Source organism: Paracoccus chinensis, assembly GCF_900102885.1.
GTDB lineage: Bacteria > Pseudomonadota > Alphaproteobacteria > Rhodobacterales > Rhodobacteraceae > Paracoccus > Paracoccus chinensis.
On the sequence record NZ_FNGE01000014.1, the window covers coordinates 25233 to 38613 of the forward strand.

At 68.9% G+C, this 13381-nt stretch carries 14 protein-coding genes; 9 read left to right on the forward strand and 5 right to left on the reverse strand.

The genetic code is table 11. The annotated features are described in order from the left end of the window. Positions 1–22: 22 nt before the first annotated feature. Positions 23–1126 (reverse strand): ABC transporter ATP-binding protein, encoded by a 1104-nt coding sequence (locus tag BLQ03_RS13510; protein WP_090756858.1) that lies wholly within the window; start codon positions 1124–1126, stop codon positions 23–25. 169 nt (positions 1127–1295) lie between these two features. On the opposite strand from BLQ03_RS13510, the gene BLQ03_RS13515 reads away from it, so the two are divergent. Continuing rightward, a complete protein-coding gene (locus BLQ03_RS13515; protein ID WP_090756859.1) occupies positions 1296–2411 on the forward strand; it encodes a zinc-binding dehydrogenase in 1116 nt (371 codons plus the stop codon). Between the two features lie 18 nt (positions 2412–2429). On the opposite strand, the gene BLQ03_RS13520 is transcribed toward BLQ03_RS13515, so the two are convergent. Beyond that, positions 2430–3176 carry a YoaK family protein gene (locus tag BLQ03_RS13520; RefSeq protein WP_217629755.1) on the reverse strand — a complete coding sequence of 249 codons (747 nt, stop codon included), beginning with the start codon at positions 3174–3176 and terminating at the stop codon, positions 2430–2432. A 144-nt stretch (positions 3177–3320) separates the two neighbouring features. Here BLQ03_RS13520 and BLQ03_RS13525 point away from each other — a divergent pair, with 144 nt between their 5' ends. The 3 genes from BLQ03_RS13525 to BLQ03_RS13535 are packed head-to-tail and all read left to right on the forward strand — an operon-like array spanning position 3321 to position 4927. Beyond that, positions 3321–3995, forward strand: coding sequence for an SDR family oxidoreductase (locus BLQ03_RS13525; protein ID WP_090756860.1), 675 nt, complete (start codon positions 3321–3323; stop codon positions 3993–3995). Between the two features lie 8 nt (positions 3996–4003). Continuing rightward, entirely contained in the window at positions 4004–4438 is a 435-nt protein-coding gene (locus BLQ03_RS13530; protein ID WP_090756861.1) for a DUF1810 domain-containing protein, read from the forward strand. Positions 4439–4477: 39 nt separating this feature from the next. Continuing rightward, positions 4478–4927 carry a YaiI/YqxD family protein gene (locus BLQ03_RS13535; RefSeq protein WP_090756862.1) on the forward strand — a complete coding sequence of 150 codons (450 nt, stop codon included), beginning with the start codon at positions 4478–4480 and terminating at the stop codon, positions 4925–4927. Positions 4928–5000: 73 nt separating this feature from the next. On the opposite strand, the gene BLQ03_RS13540 is transcribed toward BLQ03_RS13535, so the two are convergent. The 3 genes from BLQ03_RS13540 to BLQ03_RS13550 form a co-directional block, all read right to left on the reverse strand. Next, positions 5001–5456 (reverse strand): DUF1236 domain-containing protein, encoded by a 456-nt coding sequence (locus tag BLQ03_RS13540; RefSeq protein WP_090756863.1) that lies wholly within the window; start codon positions 5454–5456, stop codon positions 5001–5003. Between the two features lie 260 nt (positions 5457–5716). Continuing rightward, positions 5717–6247 (reverse strand): hypothetical protein, encoded by a 531-nt coding sequence (locus BLQ03_RS13545; RefSeq protein WP_090756864.1) that lies wholly within the window; start codon positions 6245–6247, stop codon positions 5717–5719. 10 nt (positions 6248–6257) lie between these two features. Then, on the reverse strand, positions 6258–7409 hold the full coding sequence (locus BLQ03_RS13550) for a zinc-dependent alcohol dehydrogenase (protein ID WP_090756865.1): 1152 nt from the start codon (positions 7407–7409) through the stop codon (positions 6258–6260). A 198-nt stretch (positions 7410–7607) separates the two neighbouring features. Here BLQ03_RS13550 and BLQ03_RS13555 point away from each other — a divergent pair, with 198 nt between their 5' ends. The 5 genes from BLQ03_RS13555 to BLQ03_RS13575 all read left to right on the forward strand — a co-directional run bounded on the left by BLQ03_RS13555 (position 7608) and on the right by BLQ03_RS13575 (position 13341). Then, entirely contained in the window at positions 7608–8165 is a 558-nt protein-coding gene (locus BLQ03_RS13555) for a DNA-3-methyladenine glycosylase (protein ID WP_090756866.1), read from the forward strand. A 223-nt stretch (positions 8166–8388) separates the two neighbouring features. Beyond that, on the forward strand, positions 8389–9555 hold the full coding sequence (locus tag BLQ03_RS13560; RefSeq protein ID WP_217629756.1) for a PP2C family protein-serine/threonine phosphatase: 1167 nt from the start codon (positions 8389–8391) through the stop codon (positions 9553–9555). Beyond that, on the forward strand, positions 9552–9890 hold the full coding sequence (locus BLQ03_RS13565; RefSeq protein ID WP_090756868.1) for an STAS domain-containing protein: 339 nt from the start codon (positions 9552–9554) through the stop codon (positions 9888–9890). Before BLQ03_RS13560 ends, BLQ03_RS13565 begins: the two co-directional genes overlap by 4 nt. 2 nt (positions 9891–9892) lie before the next feature. Next, positions 9893–10312 (forward strand): ATP-binding protein, encoded by a 420-nt coding sequence (locus tag BLQ03_RS13570; protein ID WP_090756869.1) that lies wholly within the window; start codon positions 9893–9895, stop codon positions 10310–10312. Beyond that, positions 10309–13341 carry a hybrid sensor histidine kinase/response regulator gene (locus BLQ03_RS13575; RefSeq protein ID WP_090756870.1) on the forward strand — a complete coding sequence of 1011 codons (3033 nt, stop codon included), beginning with the start codon at positions 10309–10311 and terminating at the stop codon, positions 13339–13341. Before BLQ03_RS13570 ends, BLQ03_RS13575 begins: the two co-directional genes overlap by 4 nt. Positions 13342–13381: the final 40 nt, after the last annotated feature.

The following is a 13381-nucleotide window of genomic DNA, read 5'->3' on the forward strand; positions in this document are numbered from 1 at the left end:
CTCATACAGCAGCCTGCGGGAGTTAGTCTATAGTTTCTCTCGGGTTTGTTCCGCGACCATTCGCCCCCAGTCCGTCGTCGGCAAAGACGTGGATCTCGGCACCGTTCAGCTGCAGGCTGACCTTCTCGCCCACGGCCATGGGGATGCGGACATGGGAATGCATCCGCAGGGTTTCCGCCAGCGGATGCACCATGATGTCGATCTGCTCGCTTTCGCCCATGAAGGTCTTCGCCATGACTCGGGCCGAGATGCCGTGCCCGTCCGGCCCGATCGACAGCGCCTGGGGGCGGATGCAGGCCAGCGCGAGCGCGCCGTCCGGCAGGTCGAGGTCGGCGGGAAAGGTGCCGATGGGCGTCTCGATCCGCCCCCTGCTGAAGATCCCCGTCAGACGGTTGCAGGGCCCCATGAACTCGGCCGCATAGGGCGAGGCGGGGCGGTCGTAGATCTCGAAGGGGGTGCCCACCTGCTCGATCCGGCCGCCGCGCATCAGGACGATCAGGTCGCCAACGGCCAGGGCCTCCTGCGGGTCATGGGTGACGATGATGGCGGTGGTGCCGATCCGGCGCAGGGTGGCCAGCGTTTCGCGGCGCACCCTTTCGCGCAGCCCCTGGTCGAGGTTCGAGAAGGGCTCGTCCATCAGCAGGATGGCGGGCTGCGGGGCCAGCGCCCGCGCCAGGGCCACGCGCTGCTGCTCGCCGCCCGACAGGGAATGGGGATAGCGGTCGATCAGGTGGGCGATGCCGATCCGTGCGACCACCTCGGCCACGCGGTCGCGCTGCGCCGCCTTGGGCAGGTGGCGCAGACCGAAGGCCAGGTTCTCTGCCACGCTGAGATGGGGAAACAGCGCGTAATCCTGGAACATGAAGCCGATCCGGCGGCTTTCCGGCTGGACGAAGCGGTCGGGGCCCACGATCTCGGCCCCGCTCATCCGGATGCGGCCGCCGTCCGGGCGGTCCACGCCCGAGATGATCCTGAGCAGCGTCGATTTCCCGCAGCCGGATTCCCCCAGCAGGCAGGTGATCCGCCCCGGCGGGATGGCCAGCGTCACGTCCGACAGCACGACCCGGTCACCAAAGCGGCGCGATACCCCTTCGAGGTCAAGAAACGCGGGCTGGCTTGCGGACATGGGGCGGCATTCCCTGCTTTCGCCCCCGCCGGGGGCCTGGTGGCCGCTATCTATGCTGCCGGGCGGGCGCTCTCCAGTATTTCTCTCGGGATTGCGGCGGGCTGGACATTCGGGCGCAGCCCCGGTCCCATGCCAGCCTGACGACCACAGGGCAGAATGCGAGGACAACATGGCGCACAGCAGCCTTGAACTGAGATCGACCGTCACGGCGGACGGCACGCTGAGGATCAACCTCGAACGCGTCACGGTTCCCGACCCCGGCCCGGGTGAGTTGCTGGTCCGGGTCGAGGCCGCGCCGATCAACCCCTCGGACCTGGGGCTTCTGTTCGGGCCTGCCGACATGGCGACGCTGAAGGCCGAGGGCACAAAGGAGGCGCCTGTCCTGACCGCGCAGGTTCCGCAGCAATTGCTGCCAGCCGTCCGCGCCCGGCTGGACCAGTCCATGCCGGTCGGCAACGAGGGCGCGGGCACCGTGATCGCCGCCGGTCCCGACCTGCAGGACCTGGTGGGCCGGCGCGTCGCCATGATCGGGGGCGCCATGTATGCCGAACTGCGGCTGATCCGTCCCGAGGCCTGCATCGTCCTGCCCGAGGGCGCCGGCGCCGCCGAAGGCGCGGCGCTGTTCGTCAACCCGCTGACGGCGCTGGGCTTCGTCGAAACGATGCGGGCCGAGGGGCACAAGGCCATCGTCCATGTGCCCGCCGCCTCGAACCTCGGGCAGATGCTGGTGCGGATCTGCAAGGCCGACGGGATCGGGCTTGTGAACATCGTCCGCAGCCCCGCGCAGGCCAAGCTTCTGCGCGGCCTCGGCGCGACCCATGTCCTTGACAGCAGCGAGCCCGACTTCTGCGGCAAGCTCGAGGAGGCCATTGCCGCCACCGGCGCGACGCTGGCCTTCGACGCCATCGGCGGGGGCGAGATGACCAGCATCATCCTGAACGCGATGGAAGCCGTGGCCGCCCGCAGCCTTGACAGCTACAACCGCTACGGCTCCTCGACGATGAAGCAGGTCTATATCTACGGGGCGCTGGACACCGGCCCCACGATCCTCAAGCGCGGCTTCGGCTTCACCTGGGAGGTCGGGGGCTGGCTTCTGTTCAACGCGCTGGGGCGGCTGGACCCGGCCGTCGTGCAGCGGATGCGCGAGCGGGTGGCGACCGAGATGACCACCACCTTCGCCAGTCACTATACCGCGACGATCAGCCTGGCCGAGGCGCTGAAGCCCGAGGTCGCGATGGCCTACCAGAAAAAGGCCACGGGCGAGAAGTACCTGCTCGTCCCCTGAGCGCGCGACGCGTTGAACCTAGCGCCTGCCTCGCGAACCCAGCAGGGCGGGCAGCGACAGGGCCAGCAGGATGGCGGACAGGGCAAGAGCAAAGACGAAGCCCAGCCGGGAAAAGCCCAGCGCGCCCACCAGTCCTCCGCCGAGGAATGCCCCGACCAGCCGCAGGTGGATCGCCAGCTTCCTGCGGTCGGCGGCGATGGGGCGAGCGGGGAAGGCGCGGCCGGAAATCTCGCGTCCCAGCTCGATGCCGATGTCGGTGATCATGCCGGTCGCATGGGTCGTGCGGATGCGCGCGCCCGAGATCTTGGTGATCGTCGCGTTCTGCATCCCCATGATGAAGCACAGACAGGCCAGCGAAAAGATGCGCCCCGGTTCCGAGGAAAAGACACCTCCGCCCGAAAAGCAGGCGAGGAACGCGCCCTGCACGGCAATGGGCAGGGCATATTGCCGTCGCGCCCGGCGCAGGCGGGCCCAGTTGATCAGGACGGTGCTGAAACCCGCGCCCGCCACGAAGGCGCCGATGGCCAGCGTCGCGATCAGCGCCATCCACAGCTGCCCCGCCACGAGGTTGTCCGCCAGTTGCGACAGGTAGCCCGTCATGTGCGAGGTATAGGCGCCCAGCGCGAAGAAGCCGCCCGCGTTCGAGGCACCCGCGACAGCGGCCAGCACCGTCGCCAGCACGAGGTCGGTCCCGTGCGATCGGCGGTGCCCCGTCAGCAGCCGCGCCGAGGCGACCGGTCGCAGGATGCGTCTTCGGGCGCTCACGGCGGCAGGCACGTCTCCTGAAAACTCGGGTCCAGACTAGGACCATGCCGGCGGGGACGGCAAGCGGCGTTGCCTGCGGGACATGGGGCGCGTAGGCTCTCGTGACGAAACCCCGAATGTTGCCCTGACCGGAAGGACGCCCCCATGACCGGCAAGACCCTGTTCATCACCGGCGCGTCCAGCGGCATCGGCGCGGCCACGGCCCGGATGGCGGTCGCGCGCGGCTGGCGCGTGGGCCTGTTCGCCCGGCGCGAGGATCGCCTGCGCGACCTGGTCGGGGAACTGGGCGCCGACAACGCGCTCGCCCTGCCCGGCGACGTCACGCAGATGGCCGACCAGCAGGCGGCGCTGCAGCGGATGACCGAGGCCTTCGGCCCCCTTCATGCGGCCTTCGCCAACGCGGGGCGCGGCCTCGATGCGCCGGGGACCGAGGGCGGCGACGTGGACGAATGGCAGGACATGATCCGCATCAACATCCTGGGCCTGCTGTTCACCGCCAAGGCCGCCCTGCCCTTCCTGAAGGAAACGCAGGGGCACCTGCTGATGACCGGCTCGGCGGCGGGGCGCATCCACATCAAGGGCTCGGTCTATGGCGCGTCCAAGTGGTTCGTCCACGGCTACGGGGGGAACCTCGCCGAGGAGATGCGCGAATGGGGCGGGCGCTGCACCGTCATCGCGCCCGGCATGGTGGACACCGAGTTCTTCGACGAGGCCAAGCCCAAGGCCATCCGCCCCGACGAGGTCGCCGGTGCCGCGCTTTACGCGCTGGAAGCCGGTGACCACGCCGCCGTGCGCGAAGTCTTCCTGATGCCGCGCTGAGGACGGACATGGCCCGCCTTTCCGACGACGCCCTGACGCTCGACCGCTTCGTCGAGGCGCAGCAGGACAGCTATCCCGTCGCCTTGTCCGAACTGCGGCAGGGCCACAAGCAGAGCCACTGGATGTGGTTCATCTTCCCGCAACTGCGGGGCCTCGGACGATCCGAGATGTCCCACTTCTACGGGATCGCCGATCTGGACGAGGCGACGCGCTACCTGGCGCATCCGGTCCTGGGGCCGAGGCTGGTGGAATGCGCGGGGGCGGTCCTGACGCATAGTGGAAGGCCCGCCGAGGCGATCATGGGCCCGGTCGATGCGGGCAAGCTGAGGTCCTCGGCCACGCTGTTTGGGGCCGTGGACGGCGCCCCTGACGTCTTCGACCGCATACTGGCCGAGTTCTTCGACGCCCGCCCCTGCCGCCACACGGCCGAGCGGCTGGGCTGAGCGCGGCCCTGGTCCGCCCGCGCGAAAGGAGCCGATCCCATGCCGATCTACGTTGATGCCGATGCCTGCCCGGTGAAGGCCGAAGTCGAGCGCGTCGCCACCCGGCACCGGCTGCACGTCCTTGTCGTGTCGAACGGCGGGATCAGGCCCTCGGCCAATCCCCTGCTGGAAACGGTGATCGTGCCCGAAGGGCCGGACGAGGCCGACAAGTGGATCGCGGAACGCGCGGGTCCGGGAGACGTGGTGATCACCGGGGACATTCCGCTGGCGGCGAAATGCGTGGCCGCCGGGGCGCAGGTCCTCAGGCACAATGGCGAGGCGCTGACGGCCGAGAATATCGGCAATGTTCTTGCGACCCGCGACCTGATGGCCGACCTTCGTTCCGCCGATCCTTTCCGGCAGGGTGGCGGGCGCGGATTCACGAAAGCGGACCGGTCGCGTTTCCTGGATGCGCTGGAAAGGGCCGCACGGCGCATTTCCGCCGGGTGACATCGCGTTTCCCGGCAAAACGGCAACAGGCCGGCACGATGGCCGGCCTGTTTCAGTCCCGCGAAAGGGAGGGTCACTCGTAGATGTGGACGATCTGGCGGTTCTGCGGGTCCACCAAGACCGGGCGGTCCTGGACATAGACATAGCCGTACTGGGCGTCCGGAATGGTCTGGATCTGCACCGCTTCCGGCACCGCCGTTCCGACCGCGACATCGCCGTCGATCACCACGGATTCGGTCTTGTGTTCCAGCACGTAGGTGCGGGTCTCGGGGGTCAGGGCATCCTCGCTGACATCGCCGATGACGGCGCCGGCAACCGCGCCCACCGCCGCACCGACCGGCCCGCCAACGGCCGCCCCGGCAATCGCGCCCGAGGCCGCGCCGCCCGTCGCACCGCCGCCGGTGGTGGGGGCGTCGGTCTGGACCTCGGTCACCGTGGGGGTTGTTTCGGTGACAACGGTGGTCTGGGCGAAGGCCGTGCCGGCAATCAGCGCGGCACCGATGGAGGTGGCGGTCAGGATCGATTTCATTTCTGATCTCCGTATTGACGATCTGTCAGACAATTCCGCTGCTCGTCTTTCGGTTCCACCTGCCTTTCGCCCTCGGCAATTTTCTGAAAACAGGAATCAAGGCGACATCCATTACCCGGCCACATCAATGCATTTCGCGCCGGAGTTGATTTTCAAAGTCGCGCGCAATTTGAAATAAGTCTCGCCGGGAAGTAATGCGAAAATGGGCCCCCGCCACAAAGGCGAAGGCCCTCCGTTCCACTGGAAACGGCTTCAGGACGTCAGCGGATGGTCCGGCGCGGGCGATAGCGGTCGTGGCTGCGCCGCCGCCCCAGCAGGGCCGCCGCGACCAGCGTCACGGTCGTGGCGATGGCGACCTTCTGGATCAGGCCGTCCTTGTTGTGACGCCATTCGGCGCGCATCCCCATCTCGCCCGGCACGTTCGGGACGCGGCCCCGGGCGAAGTCCTCGACCAGCCCCTCGACCATGTTGATCCGGTCCGCGCCCAGCAGCATCAGCCAGTGCCGCCAGTCGGATTCGCTGTAGGCAAAGGCCGAGCGCCGGACCATGCCGCTGATCCCCGAGGGCGGCGAGGAGGTGCCGAAGACCGCCGGCCGGCGCTTGTATTCGACCGACTGCAGGACCTCGACCTCGGACTTCTGCGCCGGCGGCGGTTCCCAGTTCATCCCCGTCTCGGTGTCGGCGGAACGGTCGCGCATCGGATAGGTCGGGTCGTTGCGGGGGTCGGCATCGACGCCCCATCCGTTCACCGAGGCCGGGTCGATCCTTTGGGAAGAGTTCTGCTGTTCCATCGTCATCCTCCTAGCGGCCGCGGTTCGGGTAAAGGACCGGCTTGATGCACTCGTCCAGCTTGGCCGAGAACATGTGATACGCGTCCCCCACGTCCTCGAGCGGCACGCGGTGGGTGATCAGCTCCTTCGGGTTGATGCGCCCTTCGCGGACATGCTCGATCAGGCGCGGCAGCAGCCGCTTGACCGAGGCCTGGTTGGCGCGGACCGTCAGGCCCTTGTTCAGCACGTTGCCGATGGGGATCATGTTGCCGGTGGGGCCATAGACGCCCACGATGGACACGATCCCGCCCTTCTTGACCGAGTTGATGGCCCAGTGCAGCGGAATGGACGATCCCGCCTCGAGCTTCAGCTTCTTGCCCAGCAGCGTGCGGATGGCGCTGCCCGAGGCGTCGCCCCCAACGGCATCGATGCAGACATCGGCACCGAGATGGTCGGTCAGCTTCTTGATAAAGACCGCCATGTCCTCGATTTCCTCGAAGTTGTAGACCTCGGCCGGGCAATAGCGGCGTGCGAAATCCAGACGGTATTCCTCGCGGTCGATGACGATGACGCGGCCCGCGCCGAACAGCCAGGCACAGCGCGCGGCCATGATGCCGACGGGGCCCGCCCCGAAGACGACAACGGTGTCGCCCATCTGGATGCCGCCCATCTCGGCCGCCTGGTAGCCGGTCGGTACCACGTCGGTCAGCAGCACGGCGTCGTCGGGGTCCATCCAGTCGGGGATCAGCGTCGGTCCCACGTCGGCATAGGGCACGCGGACATATTCCGCCTGCCCCCCGTCATAGCCGCCCGCCGTGTGCGAATAGCCAAAGATGCCGCCCACGGCCGTGGCCTGGGGGTTGGATTCATGGCAGTTGCCGAACAGGCCCTGCTTGCAGAAATGGCACTGGCCGCAGGCGATGTTGAAGGGCACCAGCACGTGGTCGCCCGGCTTGAGGTTCTGCACCTCCGAGCCGACTTCCTCGACAATGCCGCAGAATTCGTGGCCGAACGTCATGCCGACCCGCGTGTCGGGCACGAGGCCATGGTAAAGATGCAGGTCCGACCCGCAGATGCACGAGCGGGTGACGCGCACGATGGCATCGCGTGGATGCTGGATGACCGGATCGGGCTTCGAACTCACCCGCACACGGCCGGGGCCCCTGTAATCGGCAGCTAGCACGGCAGATCCTCCTGAACGACCTGTCGTGCAACCGCGCCGGGCTGGAGTTGTTCCCGCCCGTCATCCGAAATGCCGAAAGCCCGGGAGCCGCTCCACGGGGCGGACTGTTTGAAGATGCCGGGGAATGATCCTAGAGGACCGCCCCGGGCGGCGCGGCTCCCGCGGCCTCCCGTTCCCGCGAAATCCACGGAGCCCTCCATGTCCGACACGCCCCTTGCCGAACGCATCGCCGGACTGGACGCGGTGACGCTTGCCCGCAGGCTGGTCGGGGCGGAGCTGCTTGTCCGGGGCGCAGGCGGGGTCATCATCGAGACCGAGGCCTACGGGCGGGACGATCCGGCCTCGCACAGCTTCCGGGGCCCGACCCGGCGGAACGCCTCGATGTTCGGGCCGGCGGGGCACGCCTATGTCTACCGCTCCTACGGCATCCACCTCTGCCTCAATGTGGTGGCAGGGCCGGGCGAGGCCGTGCTGATCCGCGCCCTTGCCCCGACCACGGGCATCTATCTGATGCAGGCGCGGCGGCGTGGCAGCCTCCTGCTGTGCAGCGGCCCCGGACGGCTGGCCGAGGCGCTGGGCATCCGCATCGAGGACGATGGCGCGCCCTTTGACGGAACCGGCTTCTCCCTGACCCTGCCCTCCTCGATGCCGGAACTGCTGGCAGGCCCCCGCATCGGCATCAGCAAGGCGCAGGACCTGCCCTGGCGCTTCGGGCTTGCCGGGGCCGAGGGCCTCAGCCGGCCCTTCCCGCGCTAGGTTTTCCGCCTGCCGACAGCCTCGAATTTACTGGGTCTGCGCCCTCGATGTCGCAGGGAACTGCGCTTGTGGGGAACCAAAGCTTCATGCGAGAAATACAACCATAAGAGAATCGGATATCGCGTAGTCAACCATCGCGTGCGGTTGGCGGTCCGATCGGGCCTCCGGACGAAGTTTGACCATCATGTACAGCGCTCCAAGGGATTTCAGCACGGAACTGTTGGTGGTGATCGCCGACGACGACGCCACGCAGCGCACGCTGGCGGCCGCCGTGGTGCGCCGCTTGGGCTGCAGGCCGCTGGTCGCCGACAATGGCCTGTCGGCCTTGCAGCTGATCCGCGAAAGCGGCGCCTCGATCCTGGTCTGCGATCTCGAGATGCCCGGGATGGACGGGCACGAACTGACCCGCGAGGTCCGCCGGATGGACCTGGGACGCTATATCCACATCATCATGCTGACCGGCCACGACCAGGTCGAGGAACGCCACCGCGCGCTGGAAGCGGGGGTGGATGATTTCATGACCAAGCCGCTGGACACGGCGCTGATGACCGTCCGCCTGCGCGCTGCCGCCCGCCTGATCCGGCACGAGCAGGTCCTGTCGGAACGCAACCGCGCGCTGGAAGAGGCCAAGTTCCGTATCGAATCCGACCTGAACGCGGCGGCCACGGCCCAGCGGCGCCTGCTGCCGGGCGGGAACGGCGACATCTGCGGCTTCCGCTTCGCCTCGGCCTTCCAGCCCTCGGCCTATGTGTCGGGCGACATGTTCGGCTGGTTCGCTCTGAACGACTGTCAGCTGGGCTTCTACGCGGTGGACGTGGCGGGCCACGGCGTCCACGCGGCGCTGATGTCGGTCGCCATCGGCCACATGGTCACGCCCGAGTATTTCTCGGGGCTGGTCCTTTCGTCGGGCGACCGGCCGGACCCGGCCCTGCTGGTCCAGGACCTCAACCGCCACTTCTTCCGCGAGGACAGCAGCGACTATTTCGCCATGCTCTGCGGCATCGTGGATGCCCGCTGCGGGACCGTGCGCTTCTGCCAGGCCGGCTACCCCCATCCCGTTCTGGCCGGTGGCGAGGGTCGGCCCGCGCTGGTCGGCGACGGCGGGCTGCCGGTGGGGCTGCTGTCCGGTGCCACCTTCGAGAACCAGGAGATCGCCATCCGCCCCGGGGACAGGCTGGTCATCTGCTCGGACGGCGTGACCGAGGCCGAAAGCTCGGCAGGCGTGCATTTCGGGTCCGAGCGGCTTTGCGCCCTGATCCGCGACCGCAGCCCCCACGAGGCCACGGAACTTCCGCGGGCGATCGTCTCCTCCCTGGACGACTGGCGCGGAGGGCTGCCGCTGGAGGACGACCTCACGGTTCTTGTTCTGGAAAGGAGTGACCGCCCATGATCCGAACCGATTTCCACGAAGGCGGCGTCTGCGTGATCACCCCCGAAAGCGCGCGCTTGACGGCGGCGGTGGCCGGGACCTTCCGCGACGAGGCGACCCGGATCATCGACGGCGGCCACAGCCGGCTTGTCATCGACCTGTCGGATGTCAGCTTCGTCGATTCCTCGGGTCTGGGCGCGCTGGTGGCGCTGCTCAAGCGCGTGGGCAACCGGGGCGAGGTCGTGGTCTGCGGCCTGGGCGAGGCGGTGGCGCAGATGTTCCACATCACCCGGATGGAACGCGTGTTCCAGTCCTTCCCCGGTCCGCGAGAGGCGGTTCTGCATCTGGCCCAATAGCCATGAGCAGGACCGAGTTCACCATCCGCGCCACGCTGGAGGAGGTGGACGGGCTGTCGCGCAGCCTGGCCGACCTCGCCCGCCCCTGCCTGCCGGCGGAAAAGCTGGTCGGGCTGGAAATCGCCGTGGCCGAGGCGCTGAACAACGTCGTGCTGCACGGCTACAAGGGCCGCGAAGGCACCATCTCGGCCGCGCTGGTCATCCGGGACGCCGCCGTGACGGTCGAGATCCGCGACCGGGGCCAGCGGGTGCCCGAGGGCGCCCTTGCCGCCGCGCGCAGCCTGGACGACCTGGACCCGCTGGTCGAAAGCGGGCGCGGGCTGGGGCTGATCGCAGGGCTGTCGGACCGGCTCGACTATGACTCGGGGCCGGACGGCAACCGCCTGACGCTGGAATTCGACCGGCAGGACGCGGCGGCATGAGGCCGCCGTCCATCCCGCGATGGCAGACCCGGCTGCTGCAGGTGAGCCTTGCGGCGATCGTCCTTGCGGTGCTTGCGGCGCTGGTGATCGCGCCCTCGGTGCTGCGGCGGAACATGGAGACGGTGGACACCTCGGCGCTTCGCAGCGAGCTGTTCGACCTGCACCTGGGGATCGACGCCTTCCGCGTGGCGGTGGTCGAATGGCAGGACGCGCAGCTGAAGGGCACGTCCGAGGATCGCGCGGCGCTGCAGCTCGAGGAACGGGGCCAGCTTCTGCTGCACCGGCTGGGGGTGCTGCTGGCCCATCCCGGACTGGAAAAGCTGATCCCCGAAAGCGCCGACACGATCCGGCGGACCCGCGAGCGGCTGGATGTCGCCATGTCGCGCCTGTCGGGGCCGGAGCCGCGGGCGGCGGCCGCGCTGTCGCAGCTTGCACGGATGCGGACCACTGACATCCTGAGCCTGGACCGCGACGTGATCGACGGCTTCACGCGCCTGGGGCGGATCCTGTCCAGCGAACGCTGGCGGGTCACGCAGGCGGGCATCATCGGCCAGCGTCTGTCGGCCTTCCTGATCGTCATCAGCATCCTGACTCTGGTGATCCTGTGGATGCAGCGGCGGGTGCTGCGGCAGGCGTCCTCCTCGCTCGAAACGGCGATGGAGGACCTGGCCGAGGCGCAGCGCATCGCCCATATCGGCAACCTGCGCCGGAACCACGCCCGCGACGAGATCACCTGGTCGGACGAATTCGCGCGCATCTTCGGCCTTGCCCCCGGCGGGCGCATGACGGTCGCTGAATTCGACGCCCTGATCCATCCCGCCGACCGCGACAAGGTGGCCGCCGCCGAAACCGGGGCGGCGGCCCGTTCGGCCGAAAGCGGGCGGCCCGAGCCAATGGACATGACCTTCAGCGCCTATCGCAGCGACGGCGCGGTGATCGAGCTGGAAGCGCATTCCGAGATCGTGGCCGATGCCGAGGGAAAGCCCGTCTCGGCCGTGGCCACGCTGAGGGACATCACCGAGGAGGCGCGCGCCCGCCGGGCGCTGCGCGACAGCCAGCGCAACCTCGCGGCGGCGCAGCGGATCGCCCGGCTGGGAAGCTTCCGGCGCAACTACAAGACCGAGCGGATCGTCTGGTCGCATGAGCTTTATTTCCTGCTGGGGCGCGATCCCGCGAACGGCCCGGTGCCGCTCAGGCGCATCGTCCACCCCGAGGACCACGCGCGCGTCGAGGAGCTGTTCGCGGACCTGCTGGACAACGGCGTCAAGGGCGGGCAGCGCCAGCTGAACTATGAATGCCGCGTGCTGCGCAAGGACGGCACCCAGCGCTGGGTCCGGGGCACGGCCGAGATGTCCTATGACGACCAGGGCCAGCCCGAGGTGCTGACAGGCTCGCTGCAGGACGTCACAAAGGAGATCGCACAGCAGCGCGCCCTGCGCGACGCGCTGGACCGGGCCGAGCGCGCCAACAGCGCCAAGTCCGAGTTCCTGGCGATCATGAGCCACGAGTTGCGCACGCCCATGAACGGCATCCTGGGGATGCTGGCGGCGATCGAGGCGCAGCTTGAGGACGGCACCCGGCGCGAACAGATCCGCATCGCCCAGTCCAGCGCCAAGGCGCTGCTGGTCATCCTGAACGACGTGCTGGACATGTCGAAGATCGAGGCAGGGCGGCTGGAACTTGAGCCCGCGCCCTTCGACCTGGGCGCGCTGGTCAGGGGCACCATCGACCTTTACGCCGAAACCGCCCGCAGCAAGGGCATCGCGCTGTCTGCCCACATGGACGAGGCGCTGCCCCGCTGGCTTCACGGCGACGGGCCGCGCATCCGGCAGATCCTGGCCAACATCGTCAGCAACGCGGTCAAGTTCACGCAGGACGGCCGGGTCGAGCTTTCCGTCACCCGCCAGGACGAGGACAAGGGCGAGGCCGCGCCTGGCAGCATGGTCGCCCTGCGCTTTCGCGTGACCGATGACGGCATCGGCATCCCGCTGGACAAGCAGGATCAGCTTTTCGGCCGCTTCAACCAGCTCGACGCCAGCTACAGCCGCCGCTTCGGGGGCACGGGCCTGGGGCTTGCCATCTCGCGCAGCCTGGCCGAGCTGATGGGCGGGCGCATGGATTTCAGCAGCAAGCCCGGCGCCGGGTCCTCCTTCTGGCTGGACGTCGTGCTGCCCGTGGCCGAGCCGCTTGCCGGCACCGACCGGGTCGGGGCCGAGGCGCCGCTGCCCTCGATGCGCATCCTTGTGGCCGAGGACAACGCGACAAACCGGGTCGTGGCCCGCGTCCTTCTGGAACAGCTCGGCCAGCGCCTCGCCTTCGCCGCGAACGGGGCCGAGGCGGTGCGCGCGGCGCAGGCCGAAAGCTTCGACCTGATCCTGATGGACATCTCGATGCCGGTCATGGACGGGATGGAGGCGACGCGACAGATCCGGGCGCTGAAGGGCGGGTCCGCCCGCCTGCCGATCCTCGCCCTGACCGCCCATGCGGGCCGGGCCGAGCAGGACGCCTGCCTTGCCGCCGGCTGCAACGAGGTGCTGACCAAGCCCCTGGACCCCGCCGCGCTGCGGGCCGCGCTGCACCGCTGGTCCGGGCACCTGCCTCCCGCCCTGCCCACCCCCGCTCCGCGCGGCGGTGATGCCCCCTTGGCGAAGGAGGCAGACGGAGAAATCGACATGCGCCTGGCCGAGCTTGCCAGCCAGATCGGAGAGGAGGCGCTGCCCGACCTGATCGCGGCGAGCCTTGACGACCTCGCGCGCCACCGGGGCGTGCTGGACGCCCTGTCGCGCGGCGAGGCGGTCGGGCCGGACGTGGCGCGGCGCACCTTTCATTCGCTGGCCGGCATCGCCGCGACCTTCGGCGCGGCCGAACTGACCGCGCTTGCCCGCGGGCAGGAACGGGAAGCGCAGGCCGACCCCGGCTCGGCCGCCTTCCAGGACCTGCGCGACGGCATCCGCCTGTTCGAGCAGGCGCTGCGCCAGCGCTCTGCCATCTCCTCCACCACCACGTCCCTAGTCCAGGAGGGTTCATGACGCGCCGTCTTTCGTCCGCGGCCATGCTGGCGCTTGCCGG

Coding starts and splice junctions, on each gene's coding strand:
- BLQ03_RS13530 (WP_090756861.1), top strand. CDS start 4,004: ATGGCCCGCCTTTCCGACGACGCCCTGACGCTCGACCGCTTCGTCGAG.
- BLQ03_RS13525 (WP_090756860.1), top strand. CDS start 3,321: ATGACCGGCAAGACCCTGTTCATCACCGGCGCGTCCAGCGGCATCGGC.
- BLQ03_RS13570 (WP_090756869.1), top strand. CDS start 9,893: ATGAGCAGGACCGAGTTCACCATCCGCGCCACGCTGGAGGAGGTGGAC.
- BLQ03_RS13540 (WP_090756863.1), bottom strand. CDS start 5,456: ATGAAATCGATCCTGACCGCCACCTCCATCGGTGCCGCGCTGATTGCC.
- BLQ03_RS13575 (WP_090756870.1), top strand. CDS start 10,309: ATGAGGCCGCCGTCCATCCCGCGATGGCAGACCCGGCTGCTGCAGGTG.
- BLQ03_RS13535 (WP_090756862.1), top strand. CDS start 4,478: ATGCCGATCTACGTTGATGCCGATGCCTGCCCGGTGAAGGCCGAAGTC.
- BLQ03_RS13510 (WP_090756858.1), bottom strand. CDS start 1,126: ATGTCCGCAAGCCAGCCCGCGTTTCTTGACCTCGAAGGGGTATCGCGC.
- BLQ03_RS13555 (WP_090756866.1), top strand. CDS start 7,608: ATGTCCGACACGCCCCTTGCCGAACGCATCGCCGGACTGGACGCGGTG.
- BLQ03_RS13515 (WP_090756859.1), top strand. CDS start 1,296: ATGGCGCACAGCAGCCTTGAACTGAGATCGACCGTCACGGCGGACGGC.
- BLQ03_RS13565 (WP_090756868.1), top strand. CDS start 9,552: ATGATCCGAACCGATTTCCACGAAGGCGGCGTCTGCGTGATCACCCCC.
- BLQ03_RS13545 (WP_090756864.1), bottom strand. CDS start 6,247: ATGGAACAGCAGAACTCTTCCCAAAGGATCGACCCGGCCTCGGTGAAC.